We start from the raw sequence: 14,412 nt of genomic DNA on the forward strand, positions 1-14,412 counted from the left end.
GCCTGTAATTACTTCATGTCTGAAGAAAGCCATTCTCAAGAACGTAACCTTACGCCGCGCAAGCTCTTTTATCTTGCGCTAGGCTCTGTAGGTGTCGTTTACGGGGATATCGGCACGAGCCCGCTTTATGCCTTCCGCGAAGCGCTGAAGCCGGTCGCCCATGATGGTCTCACCCGTTTCGAGGTCATCAGCCTCATTTCCCTGATGATCTGGGCTCTGACGATCATCGTCACCATCAAATACGTGCTCTTCCTGCTACGCGCCGACAACGACGGCGAAGGCGGCACGCTGTCGCTGCTCGCCCTCCTGATGAAGACCGCCAATGGCCACACAGCGCTTTTGATGCTGCTCGGCCTGATGGGCGCGGCACTCTTCCTCGGCGATGCCATGATCACCCCGGCGCTCTCGGTTCTGTCAGCGGTCGAAGGTATCAAGCTCGTGACGCCGCAGCTGTCGGAATATATCGTGCCCATATCGGTAGCAATTCTGGCACTGCTCTTCGTCGTGCAGTCGCATGGCACAGGGGCGGTCGCGCGATTCTTCGGCCCGATCACGGCGCTTTGGTTCCTCGTCATGGCCGCCGCCGGCATCGCCCATATTTCCGATGACTACGGCATCCTTGCCGCCTTCAACCCCTATTATGCCATCAGCTTCCTGCTGCATGAGGGGTTCTACGGCATCGTCGTTCTCGGCGCCGTCTTCCTGACGGTGACGGGTGCTGAAGCCCTCTATGCAGACCTCGGCCACTTCGGCCGTCGCCCGATCCAGTGGGCATGGTTCGCGCTGGTCTTCCCGTCGCTGACGCTGAACTATCTGGGGCAGGGCGCGCTCGTTCTCGGCAATCCGATGACGATGTCCGATCCCTTCTATCTCATGTATCCGAAGTGGGCGCTGCTGCCAGTCGTCATCCTCGCGACCTGCGCGACGATCATCGCCAGCCAGGCCGTCATCACCGGCGCCTTCTCGCTCGTACGTCAGGGAATCAACCTCGGCTTCCTGCCGCGCATGGAAATTCTCTTCACGTCAGAGACCAATACCGGGCAGATCTTTGTGCCTTCGGTCAACGCGGTGCTGTTCTTCGGCGTCATCTTCCTCGTGCTCGGCTTCAAGACCTCGGATTCGCTGGCGACCGCCTACGGCATCTCGGTCACCGGCGCGATGGTCGTCACCTCGATCATGGCCTTCGAATTCGTCCGCGTCCGTTGGAACTGGTCGCTTCCGGTTGCCATCATCGCGCTCTTGCCGCTGGTCCTTCTCGAACTGATCTTCTTGGGCGCCAACCTCCTGAAGATCCATGACGGCGGCTACATCCCGATCATGATTGCGACGGCCTTCACCGTCATCATGTGGACCTGGCGTCGCGGCACGGCGATCCTGACGGAAAAGACCCGTCATACCGACATTCCGCTCGCCTCCTTCGTCAGCTCCATCGAGCGCAAGAGCGAGCACTCGCCGGCCCATGTTCCGGGCACCGCGATCTTCCTGACCAGCGATCCGGATTCCGCACCCGCCGCACTGCTGCACAATCTTAAGCACAACCACGTGCTCCATGACCGCAACGTCATTCTGACGATCCGCACGGTCAACAAGCCGCGCGTCTCGCCGCAGGAACGCTACAAGGTCGAGCAGATCTCGGAACGCTTCTCGCGCGTGGAACTGCTCTTCGGCTTCATGGAATCGCAGAACGTCTCTCAGGCGCTGGCGGCGCTGCGCAAGACCGGCCTGAAGTTCGACATCATGACGACGTCCTTCTATCTCGGCCGCCGCAAGCTGGTGCCCGATGCCAAGTCCGGCATGCCCTACTGGCAGGACCGCCTCTACATCGCGCTCGCCAATGCGGCCGCCAACCCCTCCGATTACTTCCGCCTTCCGGCCAACCGCGTGGTGGAACTGGGTTCGCACGTCATCATTTGACGGGAAGCGAAGAGAGGACGCCATCTCGCGCTCTCCCATTTCTGTGACCGGCACGGGAATGGGCGGGGCGAGATGATCCATCTCACGAAAATGTCAGCCGCATTAGAATATGCAGAAATCCTCATGGGCATATTCCGGGACAGGTCGTTAACCAGCTATCAAGGTTAATGCGAGATTTTCTTGGGACTGTTCCCGCGTCCCATGCCCGGAGTCCGCGTTGCGTCGAAATGGCCGCTTCCGCAGCAAGCTGCGTCTATTGCCCCAGAATTGGGTCTCTCCCGCGATCTTCGGCGTGGCCGGATGGCTGATCTTCCCGAGCGTCGCCTCTCATGCCGATCTTGCCACCATGCTCGCCGGTCTCGACAATGATGGCGAAAGCTGGCGCATGGTTCTGACCAATTCGCCCGCAGGCTCCATCCACCAGGCAGAACTCGCCTTTGCCGATCCCGCTGCCACCGGCTCGATCGTATCAGGTGCAGGCATGGTGCTGCCCGATGGCCGCAAGGTTGCCTTCGTCTCTGGTGAGAAGGGTAATGAAGGCAGCCCGGACGAGGATCGCGTCAATCGCAATGCCAAGAAGGGCCGTGTCGTCGCCGTCGAAAAGGTGCAGCCGCCGAAGGATTTCTCCGCCGGCTCCATCCTTGAGCGCACCAAACTCCTCTTCCGCCCGGTCTTCGATCTCAAGGACAAGTCTGCCTTCGTGAAGCCGGCGATCAAGGGCAAGGAGATCGAGATTGCCACGGCCTTCTACAAGACGCAGCCGGTGCCGCAGCCGAACACTGCTGTACCGGCAATGCTGGCAAGCCTCGTGACCAGCAATAAGGCGGATGTGCTGGCGACGGCCTATGCACCTGCCGCACCGGATTATTCCCGCCAGTCGCCTTTCGATTCCATCCTGACCGACAAGGATGACGGCCGTTTCGTGCCGCAGATCGGCCCGAAGGACCATGCCTGGGCTGCCAGCATCCTGCCGCCCAGCGTCTTTTCCGCCCGCGAGCAGCAATGCCTGGCTTCAGGCATCTATTTCGAGGCGCGTGGCGAATCGGTGAAGGGGCAGGCAGCCGTCGCGCAGGTCGTCCTCAACCGCGTCCGCAACCCCGCCTATCCCAAGACTATTTGCGGCGTCGTCTACCAGAACGAAGACTGGCGCAATCGCTGCCAGTTTTCCTTCGCCTGCGACAACATCAAGGACCGTGTGAATTCGCAGTATCACTGGCGCGTCGCTCGCGATGTTGCCATGGCCGTGACCGCCGGCAAGATCTGGCTGCCGCAAGTGGGGTCGGCCACGCATTACCATGCCGTCTACGTCCGGCCGAATTGGGCCGGGACCATGGAAAAGGTCGGCCGTATCGGCATGCATGTCTTCTACCGCACCTATGGCGGCGGCTGGAGCTAAAGCATGTCGCGCAAAACTGTACAGCGGTTTTGCGATAACGACATGCGTGAAGCAAAAGCCTAAAGCGTGACCAGCGAATCCAAGGGATCGCGACACGCTTTCGGCAAAAGGGCGGCCGATTGCCGTTTTTTCGCCGCCCGGCGCCGTTCGACGACGGATTCTTTCGGTGAAATCGGGTGCGAGTGGCCAAATTCCGCTTAAATCTTTGATTTTTTGCGGTTATTTTATGGCTGGACACAAGCTCTCTACGCCTTGACTATGCTAATCCCTAAAACTATGTTGCGCGCGACTTCAGAACGGGCCGGAAGGTTCTTTAACCTTTGCGTCCGTGGTTCGGAAAACCGGGGTAGCGGGATTGCGGGCGACGGGAGCGGAGGAGAGCACGATGGCGGATGACCGCGAAGAAAGTCTTGAGCAGCGCCGTCGGCAGCTGGAAGCGGAACTAGCCTCCAGACATGTCGATGACAGGAAGGAAGAGGCGCGGGAGGCCAGTGCCGAGCAGAGCCGTAAAGGTTATGCCCAGGCGATGAAGCTCTCGAGCGAATTCATTTCCGCCATCGTTGTCGGTGCTGTGCTCGGCTGGCTCTTCGACCATTTTGTTGGCACGACGCCTTGGGGGTTGATTGTTCTTCTGCTTCTTGGATTCTGTGCCGGCGTTTTGAATGTTTTGCGCGCTGCGGGGAAGGTCGCCCAACCCCTGGATCGCCAAAACACTGATAAATAGGGCCGTCTGGTCCAGTGCAATTTCCGCCTCTTAGGCGGGCCAAAGAGAGAGAGCAACCGGTGTCAAACGATCCGACTCATCAGTTCCAGATCTTCAAGATTGTGCCGATCGAGATCGGCGGGATTGATTTCTCGTTCACCAACGCATCTCTCTTCATGGTGGCTTCGGCTGCCGTTGCCGCTGGCTTCCTTTATTTCTCGACCACGAATCGCGCCATTATTCCGGGCCGTTCGCAGTCGCTTGCCGAAATGTCCTACGAGTTCATCGCTGGCATGCTGAAGGAAGGGGCAGGCACCAAGGGAATGCAGTTCTTCCCGCTGGTCTTCTCGCTCTTCATGTTCGTGCTGACGGCAAACCTGCTCGGCATGTTCCCGTATTTCTTCACGATTACCAGCCAGATCATCGTCACCTTCGCGCTGGCGATCCTCGTCATCGGCACGGTTCTGGTCTACGGCTTCTATAAGCACGGCTTCCACTTCTTTAATGTCTTCGTGCCCTCGGGCGTGCCGGGCATTCTGTTGCCGCTGGTTGTCTCGATCGAGATCATTTCCTTCCTGTCCCGTCCGATTTCATTGTCGGTTCGTCTTTTCGCAAACATGCTCGCTGGTCACATCACGCTGAAGGTGTTCGCAGGCTTCGTCGCCTCGCTTGGAGCCCTTGGTGCAGTCGGTGTCGGCGGAGCCGTTCTTCCTCTCATCATGACCGTCGCCCTGACCGGTCTCGAGTTCCTCGTCGCCTTCCTCCAGGCTTACGTCTTTGCGGTGCTGACTTGCATGTACCTCAATGACGCGATCCATCCGGGCGGGCACTAAGGATAACGACATCGACGTCAAAGGGCGTCAGTCATTCGCCGCAACAACCATTTCAAAGGAGTTCAACATGGAAGCGGAAGCAGCAAAGTTCATCGGTGCAGGTCTGGCTTGCTTTGGTATGGCCGGTACGGCTCTCGGCCTCGGCAATATCTTCGGCAGCTACCTCTCCGGCGCTCTGCGCAATCCGTCTGCTGCTGACAGCCAGTTCGGCCGTCTGGTATTCGGCTTCGCCGTTACGGAAGCTCTGGGCATCTTCTCGCTGCTCGTCGCTCTTCTCCTCCTCTTCGCCGTTTAATATCGGTGGATTGATGGATCACGGCCTGCGAACAGCGAGCCGTGATCCTTTGCATTTGCAGTACACCTGGAGGTGAGCATGTATTTTGTGACCCCGGCCTACGCTGAAGAGGTTCCGGCGGGAGCCGCGACGGATGCGCATGCCGCTCCGGCTGCCGGCGAGGTCCATACCGAGACCGGCGTCCCCGAAGGCGAGCACGCGCGTGGGCCTTTCCCGCCTTTCGATTCGTCGACCTACGCATCCCAGCTTCTCTGGCTGGTGATTACGTTCGTCATTTTCTACCTGCTCATGCAAAAGGTCATCGCACCGCGCATCGGCGCGATCCTCGAGCAGCGTCACAACCGCATCTCGCAGGATGTCGAAGAGGCCGGCCGCCTGAAGGCTGAGGCCGATGCCGCGGTCACAACCTATGAAGGCGAACTCGCCGCTGCCCGTGCCAAGGCAAACTCGATCGGCACTGCCGCTCGCGATGCTGCCAAGGTAAAGGCCGAGGGTGATCGCCGCGTGGTCGAGGCTAGCCTCAACGAAAAGCTGAAGGCTGCCGAGGCCCGTATCGCCGATGTGAAGGCAAAGGCTTTTGCCGATGTCGGTGCCATCGCCGAGGAAACCGCAGCAGCTGTTGTCGAACAGCTCATCGGCGGCTCTACTGCCCAGTCTGATGTCGCCGCTGCCGTTGCAGCCGCCAAAAAGGAGGCTTGATCGATGGAATTTGCTTTTGATGCAACTTTCTTCGCCTTCGTTGGCCTCGTTCTCTTCTTGGCACTGATCGTCTACCTGAAGGTTCCGGGCATGATGGCGAAGTCGCTTGACGACCGTGCCGACCAGATCCGCAACGAGCTGGCGGAAGCCAAGCGTCTGCGCGAAGAAGCCCAGCACCTGCTCGCTGAATATCAGCGCAAGCGCAAGGAAGCTGAAGCCGAAGCCGCTCACATCGTTGCCGCTGCCGAGCGCGAAGCTGAAATGCTGACCGCCGAGGCGAAGAAGAAGACGGAGGAATTCGTCGCCAACCGCACGGCTCTGTCCGAACAGAAGATCAAGCAGGCCGAAGCCGACGCAATGAAGGCTGTTCGCTCTGCTGCAGTCGATCTCGCCATCGCAGCCGCTGAATCCGTCATTGGCAAGCAGGCCGATGGCAAGGTTCAGTCCGAACTCTTCGGCCAGGCCGTCGGCGAAGTGAAGACCCGTTTGAACTGAGCTGCGGCTCTATGGGATTAGAAAAGCCCCGCCAAGGCGGGGCTTTTCTGTTTTTGGCGGATGCTGTTGTGCTTGGTGTGATGTCTGAACCTGTGATGGGCAGAGCTGAAAAACAACGGATCACCCTTTTCGGAAGCTCCTCCCGAAACGCTCGGTGTGGCTACGGCAAATGGAATGTCTCTGACACTTTCCCATCCCCGTGGTTTGCAGGGAAACGGAGCCGATCTCGCGCTGGAGCTTACTCCTCCAGCATCTCCCCATTCATTTCTCCCACGACGCCGTCCTTGCGGAGTGGCCGGAAGCTCATCCGATGCAGTGAGCAAGGCCCGTGCTTCTCGATGCCGGAGCGATGCTGCGCCGTGCCATATCCGACATGGGCGGCAAAACCATATTCGGGAAACACCAGATGCGCGCGCGCCATCATTCGGTCGCGCGTCACCTTCGCCACGATGGAGGCGGCAGCGATCGAAACGGATCGCGCGTCACCCTTCACCACCGCCTGACCGGGACAATCGAGCCCAGTCGGCACGTCCAGCCCGTCCGTCAGCACATAGCTTGCCGGGATGGAAAGGCCGCAGATCGCGCGGCGCATGGCGTCGAGGCTTGCTTTGCGGATATCGGTTTCGTCGATGCGTGTGGAACTGGACGAGGCGATGGAGACTGTTGCGGTCGCAAGAATTTGGACGAACAGCTCCTCGCGTTTCTGAGCCGAAAGCTGCTTGGAATCGTTGAGGCCCTCGGGAATACGCTTGGGATCGAGGATCACAGCTGCAGCCACAACAGGTCCGGCAAGCGGCCCGCGTCCAGCCTCGTCGGCGCCGGCGACAGGCCAATGGCCAGCCTTGCGGGCTTTAAGCTCCAGCCGGAAATCCGGCACGAGGGGGACCTCTTCAAAAAGCAGAGGAGAATCGGGTGACGTGCGACGTTTCATGCGGTTGAAACTCGCACGCCAACCCGATTTCCTGCAAGCCCCCGGATCAGGGCGGCGACGGCCGGGGGCAGTCCGGCGGATGGTGCGGTCAGGGCCATCCGCAGGAATTGCGCAAGGCAGAAGACGCAGGGCAGGTCTTCTTCACGCCTCACGCAAGCTCGTTAACAAAAGCAATTCCAGCAAAAGTGCGCAGCGGTTTCGCGTCCGGAATTGCGTAAAGCAAACAATCACAGCAGCGAAAGTTGCACGCCGCTGCCATTTGGCGGCACGAAGAGATCGTCGCGCAGGGCAAGGCTTCGCCGGGTCAGCCCCAACCGCTTTGCCGCCATCTCGAAGCGGCGGGCGATCTGCCAGGCGTAAGGCCCGGCGCCCTTCATCCGCTTGCCGAACTCGGCATCATAATCCTTGCCGCCGCGCATTGAGCGCACCAGCGACATGACGTGGCGATAACGGTCAGGATAGTTCTGCAGCAGCCAGTCGCGGAACAGCGGGCTCACCTCCAGCGGTAGCCGCAGCAGCACATAACTTGCCTCTTCCGCGCCTGCGGCCTTCGCGGCATCCAGAATACGCTCCAGCTCGTGATCGTTGAGCGCTGGGATGATCGGCGCCGCCATCACTGACGTGCGCACACCGGCCTCGGAAAGCCCGCGGACCGCCTCCAGCCTGCGCGTCGGCGTCGAAGCGCGTGGTTCCATCAGGCGCGCGAGCTTGCGGTCAAGCGTCGTGACCGAAATGCCGACGCGGACGAGGTTCTTCGCCGCCATCTCCGTGAGGATATCGAGATCGCGCAGGATCATCGCCGACTTGGTGACAACAGCAACGGGGTGGTTCGCCTTGTTCAGCACTTCGAGAATCTGCCGCATGATGCGCCACTCCTTTTCGATCGGCTGATAAGGATCGGTATTGGTGCCGATCGCGATGACGCGGACCTTGTAGCCAGGTTTGGCGAGCTCGCGCTCCAGAAGCTTCGGCGCGTCCGGCTTGGCAAAGAGCTTACTTTCGAAATCCAGTCCTGCAGAGAGGCCCATATAGGCATGCGTCGGTCGGGCGAAACAGTAGATGCAGCCATGCTCGCAGCCGCGATAGGGGTTGATTGACCGGTCGAAGGAAAGATCGGGAGATTCGTTGCGGGTGATCGCCGTGCGTGGCTTCTCGATCTGCACATCCGTCTTGAAGGGCGGCAGTTCCTCGAGCGTCTGCCAGCCATCATCGAAGGTCTCGCGCTGCGTGGGCTCGAAGCGGCCGCTAGGGTTCAGCCCCGCGCCGCGGCCACGCCGCCGGTCAACCTCGATACGCAGCCCCGAGGCCGCGATCATCGCGTCGGCAATATCTGCCGTATTGGCAGGTGCAAATGCGGCCTGCCCTGCAAGGGACTGTGGTCTCATTGGATTCTCCAGCGGCGAAACGCTCGATCCCCGCTCGTTTTGATGATTATATTCCTATCCGCAAAAGGAGAACAATGCAAGAACAAAATGGGGAAAGTGGTGCTGGCAAAATTTTGTGCGGCGCTCTATAAACAGGCAATGTTGACTGTCGTTCTTGAATGCCAGGATCAGGAACCTGAGCTGGCCCAGACTCTATCGGTATTGGTGGCAGGCGCCGTGGAAGGCCTCGTCAGCGACGTGGTCGTGCTCGATCACGGCTCGCGCGACGGCACCTCGCGGGTGGCGGATGCTGCCGGCTGCCGTTTCCATTCGCAGTGGGATATCAAGGACATCATCCGTTCCGCTCGCGGCGAATGGCTGCTCTTCGTCGAACCCGGCGCAAGACCGCAGGCAGGCTGGATCGACGAAGTCTCGGAATATGTGGCCTTGAACAAGGTTCCTGCGCGCTTCACCGCCTCACGCGGCTATCGCCGCCCCTTTTTCCAGCGCGTCGGCCGTGCCAGGCCGCCGCTGGAACTCGGCCTGCTCATGCCGAAGAAACTTGCCATTTCAGCTGCAAAGAGCGGCATGCGTCTTGCCGAATTCGTCAAGGCACAGAAGCCACGCCAACTCTCCAGCGAATTGATTCCCTCCTGGGTCGCCCGCGCCGCGCGGTAGCTGCACTCCTCGATATTGCGAAAAGATGGCGCCCAATAGGATTTCGCGCTATAATCTGGGTATGGCGCCGCCGAAGCGCCTCGCTTCGCAACGGATGGCCATGGAATGCCGGTGAACGGCAGAGCTGGTCAGCGAAAATCTCCTCTTCTGCCGGGTTCTCGGCGAAAGGAGGTGCGTCATGCTACGCAATATGGTCCACGGCCTGCTGGCCGTCATATTGACGACATTGGTGATCGCGCATCCGCATCCGGCAGCATCGCAGATGATGCGCAGTTGCGCAGGCCGATCCGAGATCGTCAATTTCCTGGACAGCAACTTTGGTGAAAAGCTCACTGCGGTCGGACTGATTAACCAGAACGCCATTCTCGAGGTCTATGCCGCCGAAAGCGGCACCTGGACTCTCGTGGTCACGGACGTTCACGGCATAAGCTGCGTGCTGCTATCAGGTGATAGCTGGGAAACGATGCCCACTCTGCCGGGCCTCGCGACATAGCGATGCCGCTATTGGAACCAGTCTATTTCGTCGCGCCGCGCTTGAGATGTTCGTCCAGCCGCGGCATGATCTCCACGAAATTGCAGGGCATCTGCCGGTAGTCGAGCTGTCCCTTCAAGATGCCGTCCCAAGCGTCCTTGCAGGCGCCGGGCGAGCCCGGCAGCACGAAGATGAAGGTGGCGTTGGCAACACCTGCCGTAGCGCGCGACTGGATCGTCGAGGTGCCGATCTTGTCGTAGGAAATACGATGGAACACGGCCGAAAACCCGTCCATCCGCTTTTCGAAGAGCGGCTCCAGCGCGTCGGGCGTCACGTCGCGGCCGGTGAATCCGGTCCCGCCCGTGGTGATGACGACGTCGATCTCCTTGGCTTCAGTCCAGGCGCGCACGCGTGCGGTGATCCTCTCGCGGTCGTCAGGCACGATGTCGCGGTCGACCAGTTGATGTCCCGCTTCTGCAATCCGTGCCACCAGCGTATCGCCGGATTTGTCGTCTGCCAGCGTACGCGTATCCGAAACGGTCAGAACCGCAATGCCGAGGGGTATAAAAGCTCGTTTTTCGTCCAGGCCTGCCATCATGCACCTCCTGCGAAAGTCTCCGTCGACTGGAAATACCAGTCCGGGCGGGCCGCGTGAAGACGCTCAGCGGCACGCAGCGCAGCAACGGGTGTCTCGAAAATGCCGAAGCAGGTCGCACCAGAGCCGGACATGCGGGTGAAAAGCGCGCCTTCTGCCGCGAGCATGTTTGAAATCTCGGCGATTTCGGGAACCAGCTCTCGTGCCGGCATCTCAAGATCATTGCGTGTCGCCCGTATGGCTTCCATCCAGTGCGGTGTCTTCTTGAGAACCAGCGGAGGATTGTTCTTGGTGACAAGCCGCCGGAAGATCTCCGGCGTGGAAACGCCTTTCAGCGGATTGGCGAGCACCATGGCGAACGAGGGCAGGGCATCGGCCGTCTCTATCTTTTCGCCGATACCGCGTGCGATCAGCGGCGTGCTTTTCAGGCACATCGGCACGTCGGCCCCAAGCCTCAGCGCGAGCGCGGCAACCGTCTCAGTGGGAAGCGTCACTCCCCATAGGCGCATCAGCCCGCGCAGCGTCGCTGCCGCATCGGCAGAGCCGCCGCCGATTCCGGAAGCGACCGGCAGATTCTTCTCAAGATGGATGCGCACGGGCGGAGCACCGCCTGCCGCTCCCCGCAGCAGGTCACGCGCCTTCAGCACCAGATTGGTGCCGGGGTCATCGGCAAGCACATCGGCGAACTGGCCGGAAAGCGTGAAATCATCGGCATCGGCAGGCGCAAAGCCCAGCCGGTCGCCATGGCGCGCAAATGTCACCAGCATTTCGAGAAGATGGTAACCATCAGCCCTCTGGCCCGTCACATGCAGGGCCAGATTGATTTTTGCGCAGGCATCTTCAGTAACGGCGAAATCGCCTGTCACGGAAAGCGGCATGCCCATGTCAGGCATGCGGCCTCAGGATTTCTTGTCGACCGGCGGCGGCGTCACCGGCTGCGGGTCCGGCTGCTTCTTGTCGACGGTCTTGGAGTCGTCGTCCTGTGCCGGCAGGCCGTTGGCGACCTTTTCCTTTATCTTCGGGATCTGGGCTTCCTCGGGTTCGGAGGCGAGCGCCCGGTTCCATTGATAGACGGCTTCCAGCTTGCGGCCGACCCGCCAGTAGGCATCGCCGAGATGGTCGTTGATCGTCGCGTCGCCAGCCTTGATCTGCGCCGCGCGTTCCAGCTCATCGACAGCATCGTTGTAACGGTTGAGGCGGAAATAGGCCCAGCCGAGCGAGTCAATGATATAACCGTCGTCAGGACGCAACTCGACGGCCTTCTTGATCATCCCAAGGCCTTCATCGAGGTTGCGGTTCATGTCGATCCAGGAATAGCCGAGATAATTCAGAACCTGCGGCTGGTTCGGATTGAGGTCGAGCGCCTTGCGGAAGTTCGGCTCCGCCTGGTCCCACTTCTTCAGCCGCTCATAGGCGATGCCACGCTGGAAGAAGACGCTCCAGTCGGCGCGGCCCGGCAGCGGCCCGATCACCTCGACAGCCTTGTCGTAATTGTCGGCCATCGCCTGATAATCCTTGGCGTCGGAAAGCACGCTGCCATAGGCGAGGTAGCTTCTGATATCCGTCGGGTCGGAAGCGATCAGCGACTGCAGGTGCTTGCGGGCTTCGTCCACCTTGCCGCCCTGCGCGAGCGCGAGGCCCAGCTGCAGCTCGGATATGCGACGCATCGGCGAATTCGCCGGCACCTTCTGGTAAAGCGCAATCGCTCGGTCCATCTGGTTCTGCTTTTCGGCAATGCCGCCGAGCAGCACCAGCGTATCAGCACTGTTCGGATCGAGCGCATTGGCCGTCTGCAGATAGAGCGAGACAATGTCCTCAGCGCCATCGCGGTTCAGCGCGCCGCCGACCGAGAAGAGCACGCCAGCCGCGCCCTCTTCGGCGCTCTTGACCTGCTGCTCCTGCTTTTCGCCCTTTTCGATGCTGTCGCGCAGCGCGTTCAGCGGCGTGTAGTTCGGCAGCAGGTTGTCGCCGACCGAGACAGCATCGAGCGCCTTCTGCTTGTTGCCCTGCGAGGCTTCGAGGCGGGCGAGAGCCATGATGGCGCGCATGAAGGTGTCAGGTGCAGTTGCGCCGCCTTCCTTGTCCAGCACGGCATCATTGAGATGCTGGCGGGCAGATTTGACGTCGCCGTTGACGATCGCGATCGCCCCAGCATTGTAGTTCTGGAAGATGCGGACCCAATCCGGTCCCTTCATCTTCTCGACCATGGCGAGCCCTTCCTTGCCGCGGCCGGCGCCGACACGCGCCCAGGCCAGCAGAAGGTCGTTCATCATGCGGTCGAGATCGTTCGGCCCGTCATATTTCAGGATCGATTCCGCCGTCTTGAACTCGCCGCGGCGCATCGCGTCCATGCCGCGCACAATCGTGGTGATCCGCTCGACGGTCGGGTCGCCCTTCAGGTCGTTGGCATATTTTACGCCGTCCTTGATGTCGCCGTTGAGCAGCAGCGAGATCATCAGGCGCTGGCGGATTTCCGGATTGCCCGGCTCGATCTGCAAGGCTTTCTTGTAGAGCTCGATCGCCGTCGGATAGTCGTGATCCACATCGGCCGTGCGGGCAGCGAGAAACGCGCCTGAGAAGGTGGATACGCTGTCCGGATCGAAAGTCACGGTCTTGCCGGCATCATCCGCCTTGGCCGCGTCTTCGGCACTCACACCGCCGATCCCACCGAGCGAAAGCACTGCCGCCAGGGCTGCGCTCGAAAGGAGACGGGTGACAAATCTCTGCCGCATTAGAAAACCTTTCTTCAGGGACGGCCGACTCAATGGGCCGACCGCAAAATCAGTTGCAAACACTGATTCACAACAGGATGGCTTTTTTGAAGCGGCCCTGCAAGAAATTCAGCCCACGTTCAAGGACGTTTGATTAAAGCGCCGCCGCGCAAAAACGTGCGGCGGCTTTGCTGCAAAGACATGCCCCTCGCGGAAGCACGCGTCAGTTCACGCGCTCGATGCAGAAATCGATGACTTCTATCAGGGCCGATTTCCAGGGGCTGTCCGGCAGCGGCGCCAGTGCGTCCCGTGCGATCGTGCCGTAGTGGACGGCCCGCTGGATCGTGTCATTCAGCGTGCCGTATTTGGTGATCAGGCCGAGCGCCTTTTCCAGATTGGCATCGCTGCTGTTACCGCCTTCGATTGCATCGCGCCAGAAAGCGCGCTCGTCCTGCGTGCCACGGCGATAGGCCAGGATGACCGGAAGGGTGATCTTGCCTTCGCGGAAGTCGTCGCCGACATTCTTGCCGAGATCGGCAGCCTTGCCGCCGTAATCGAGCGCGTCGTCGACGAGCTGGAATGCGAGGCCGAGATTCATGCCGTAGGATTTCAGCGCGTTGCGGTTGGATTTGCTGGTCTCGGCAACGATGGGTCCAACTTCTGCCGCAGCGGCAAAGAGTGCTGCCGTCTTGGCGCGGATGACGGAGAGGTAGTCGTCCTCGGTCGTTTCCATGTTCTTGGCGACGGAAAGCTGCAGCACCTCGCCCTCGGCGATGACACAGGCGGCAGAGGAAAGCACGTCGAGCGCCTCAAGCGAGCCGACTTCGACCATCATGCGAAAGGCCTGGCCGAGCAGAAAGTCGCCGACGAGAACGCTCGCCTGGTTGCCCCAGATCGTCCGCGCGGTCGACTTGCCGCGGCGCAGGTCGCTTTCGTCCACCACGTCGTCATGCAACAGCGTTGCCGTGTGCATGAACTCGACTGAGGTGGCGAGCTTGATGTGGTTCTCGCCCCTGTAGCCAAAGAGCGAGGCCGCAGCGAGCGTCAGCATCGGCCGCAAGCGCTTGCCGCCGGAGGAGATGAGATGGTTCGCCACCTCCGGGATCATCTGGACATCGGAGCCGGCCTTGGAAAGGATAAGCTGGTTCACCCGCTCCATGTCGGCCTTGGTGAGGTCCACCAGCGGCTTGATGGAAGCCAGTTTGTTTTTGTTTTCTTCAAGCGGTATGACCACGCCCAACGACCCGGACTCCTGTTCATTCGTTGCCTTTGACAATAGAAAGGGGCGATGGAGGCGGCAAGGGGTGAATTGTCGCTGCCAGCAAA

The 14,412-nt window shown here is 60.4% G+C and carries 15 protein-coding genes; 9 read left to right on the forward strand and 6 right to left on the reverse strand.

Annotated elements, in window-relative coordinates:
• Window positions 1-15: 15 nt before the first annotated feature.
• From PMI11_RS05465 to PMI11_RS05495, 7 genes are all read left to right on the forward strand, one after another.
• Entirely contained in the window at window positions 16-1,914 is a 1,899-nt protein-coding gene (locus PMI11_RS05465; protein WP_007814271.1) for a potassium transporter Kup, read from the forward strand.
• Window positions 1,915-2,131: 217 nt separating this feature from the next.
• Window positions 2,132-3,310, forward strand: coding sequence for a cell wall hydrolase (locus tag PMI11_RS05470; RefSeq protein ID WP_007814273.1), 1,179 nt, complete (start codon window positions 2,132-2,134; stop codon window positions 3,308-3,310).
• Between the two features lie 385 nt (window positions 3,311-3,695).
• Window positions 3,696-4,034: an AtpZ/AtpI family protein gene (locus tag PMI11_RS05475; RefSeq protein WP_007814275.1), complete on the forward strand. Its 339-nt coding sequence runs from the start codon at window positions 3,696-3,698 to the stop codon at window positions 4,032-4,034.
• A gap of 59 nt (window positions 4,035-4,093) precedes the next feature.
• Entirely contained in the window at window positions 4,094-4,846 is a 753-nt protein-coding gene (locus PMI11_RS05480; protein WP_007814277.1) for a F0F1 ATP synthase subunit A, read from the forward strand.
• A 67-nt stretch (window positions 4,847-4,913) separates the two neighbouring features.
• Window positions 4,914-5,141 (forward strand): F0F1 ATP synthase subunit C, encoded by a 228-nt coding sequence (locus PMI11_RS05485; RefSeq protein WP_003588243.1) that lies wholly within the window; start codon window positions 4,914-4,916, stop codon window positions 5,139-5,141.
• A 78-nt stretch (window positions 5,142-5,219) separates the two neighbouring features.
• Window positions 5,220-5,840 (forward strand): F0F1 ATP synthase subunit B, encoded by a 621-nt coding sequence (locus PMI11_RS05490; RefSeq protein WP_007814280.1) that lies wholly within the window; start codon window positions 5,220-5,222, stop codon window positions 5,838-5,840.
• A 3-nt stretch (window positions 5,841-5,843) separates the two neighbouring features.
• Window positions 5,844-6,335 carry a F0F1 ATP synthase subunit B gene (locus PMI11_RS05495; RefSeq protein WP_007814282.1) on the forward strand — a complete coding sequence of 164 codons (492 nt, stop codon included), beginning with the start codon at window positions 5,844-5,846 and terminating at the stop codon, window positions 6,333-6,335.
• A gap of 238 nt (window positions 6,336-6,573) precedes the next feature.
• Here the strand turns inward: PMI11_RS05495 and PMI11_RS05500 are convergent, their stop codons facing one another.
• Both PMI11_RS05500 and PMI11_RS05505 read right to left on the reverse strand, forming a co-directional pair.
• The gene (locus PMI11_RS05500; protein WP_007814284.1) at window positions 6,574-7,266 is read right to left on the reverse strand and encodes a ribonuclease HII; all 693 of its coding nucleotides are present in this window, start codon (window positions 7,264-7,266) and stop codon (window positions 6,574-6,576) included.
• Window positions 7,267-7,493: 227 nt separating this feature from the next.
• A complete protein-coding gene (locus PMI11_RS05505) occupies window positions 7,494-8,651 on the reverse strand; it encodes a PA0069 family radical SAM protein (RefSeq protein ID WP_007814287.1) in 1,158 nt (385 codons plus the stop codon).
• Between the two features lie 138 nt (window positions 8,652-8,789).
• On the opposite strand from PMI11_RS05505, the gene PMI11_RS05510 reads away from it, so the two are divergent.
• Together PMI11_RS05510 and PMI11_RS05515 are read left to right on the forward strand one after the other, a co-directional pair.
• Window positions 8,790-9,308, forward strand: coding sequence for a glycosyl transferase (locus tag PMI11_RS05510; RefSeq protein ID WP_037070768.1), 519 nt, complete (start codon window positions 8,790-8,792; stop codon window positions 9,306-9,308).
• Window positions 9,309-9,486: 178 nt separating this feature from the next.
• Entirely contained in the window at window positions 9,487-9,801 is a 315-nt protein-coding gene (locus PMI11_RS05515; protein ID WP_007814292.1) for a hypothetical protein, read from the forward strand.
• A 22-nt stretch (window positions 9,802-9,823) separates the two neighbouring features.
• Here the strand turns inward: PMI11_RS05515 and moaB are convergent, their stop codons facing one another.
• The 4 genes from moaB to PMI11_RS05535 all read right to left on the reverse strand — a co-directional run bounded on the left by moaB (window position 9,824) and on the right by PMI11_RS05535 (window position 14,326).
• The gene (gene moaB, locus PMI11_RS05520; RefSeq protein WP_007814293.1) at window positions 9,824-10,375 is read right to left on the reverse strand and encodes a molybdenum cofactor biosynthesis protein B; all 552 of its coding nucleotides are present in this window, start codon (window positions 10,373-10,375) and stop codon (window positions 9,824-9,826) included.
• Window positions 10,375-11,268 (reverse strand): 4-(cytidine 5'-diphospho)-2-C-methyl-D-erythritol kinase, encoded by an 894-nt coding sequence (locus PMI11_RS05525; RefSeq protein WP_007814295.1) that lies wholly within the window; start codon window positions 11,266-11,268, stop codon window positions 10,375-10,377. The genes moaB and PMI11_RS05525 overlap by 1 nt, the downstream gene beginning before the upstream one ends.
• Window positions 11,269-11,274: 6 nt before the next feature.
• Entirely contained in the window at window positions 11,275-13,107 is a 1,833-nt protein-coding gene (locus PMI11_RS05530) for a tetratricopeptide repeat protein (protein WP_007814297.1), read from the reverse strand.
• Between the two features lie 202 nt (window positions 13,108-13,309).
• On the reverse strand, window positions 13,310-14,326 hold the full coding sequence (locus tag PMI11_RS05535) for a polyprenyl synthetase family protein (RefSeq protein ID WP_007814299.1): 1,017 nt from the start codon (window positions 14,324-14,326) through the stop codon (window positions 13,310-13,312).
• Window positions 14,327-14,412 lie beyond the last annotated feature (86 nt).

The sequence above is a fragment of the Rhizobium sp. CF142 genome, assembly GCF_000281145.1.
Classification (GTDB): domain Bacteria; phylum Pseudomonadota; class Alphaproteobacteria; order Rhizobiales; family Rhizobiaceae; genus Rhizobium.

Bases quoted from the DNA above. Each gene is read 5' to 3' on its own strand.
- PMI11_RS05530 (WP_007814297.1), bottom strand. From the start codon at position 13,107: ATGCGGCAGAGATTTGTCACCCGTCTCCTTTCGAGCGCAGCCCTGGCG.
- PMI11_RS05500 (WP_007814284.1), bottom strand. From the start codon at position 7,266: ATGAAACGTCGCACGTCACCCGATTCTCCTCTGCTTTTTGAAGAGGTC.
- PMI11_RS05465 (WP_007814271.1), top strand. From the start codon at position 16: ATGTCTGAAGAAAGCCATTCTCAAGAACGTAACCTTACGCCGCGCAAG.
- PMI11_RS05505 (WP_007814287.1), bottom strand. From the start codon at position 8,651: ATGAGACCACAGTCCCTTGCAGGGCAGGCCGCATTTGCACCTGCCAAT.
- PMI11_RS05495 (WP_007814282.1), top strand. From the start codon at position 5,844: ATGGAATTTGCTTTTGATGCAACTTTCTTCGCCTTCGTTGGCCTCGTT.
- moaB (WP_007814293.1), bottom strand. From the start codon at position 10,375: ATGGCAGGCCTGGACGAAAAACGAGCTTTTATACCCCTCGGCATTGCG.
- PMI11_RS05510 (WP_037070768.1), top strand. From the start codon at position 8,790: ATGTTGACTGTCGTTCTTGAATGCCAGGATCAGGAACCTGAGCTGGCC.
- PMI11_RS05485 (WP_003588243.1), top strand. From the start codon at position 4,914: ATGGAAGCGGAAGCAGCAAAGTTCATCGGTGCAGGTCTGGCTTGCTTT.
- PMI11_RS05515 (WP_007814292.1), top strand. From the start codon at position 9,487: ATGCTACGCAATATGGTCCACGGCCTGCTGGCCGTCATATTGACGACA.
- PMI11_RS05490 (WP_007814280.1), top strand. From the start codon at position 5,220: ATGTATTTTGTGACCCCGGCCTACGCTGAAGAGGTTCCGGCGGGAGCC.
- PMI11_RS05475 (WP_007814275.1), top strand. From the start codon at position 3,696: ATGGCGGATGACCGCGAAGAAAGTCTTGAGCAGCGCCGTCGGCAGCTG.
- PMI11_RS05525 (WP_007814295.1), bottom strand. From the start codon at position 11,268: ATGCCTGACATGGGCATGCCGCTTTCCGTGACAGGCGATTTCGCCGTT.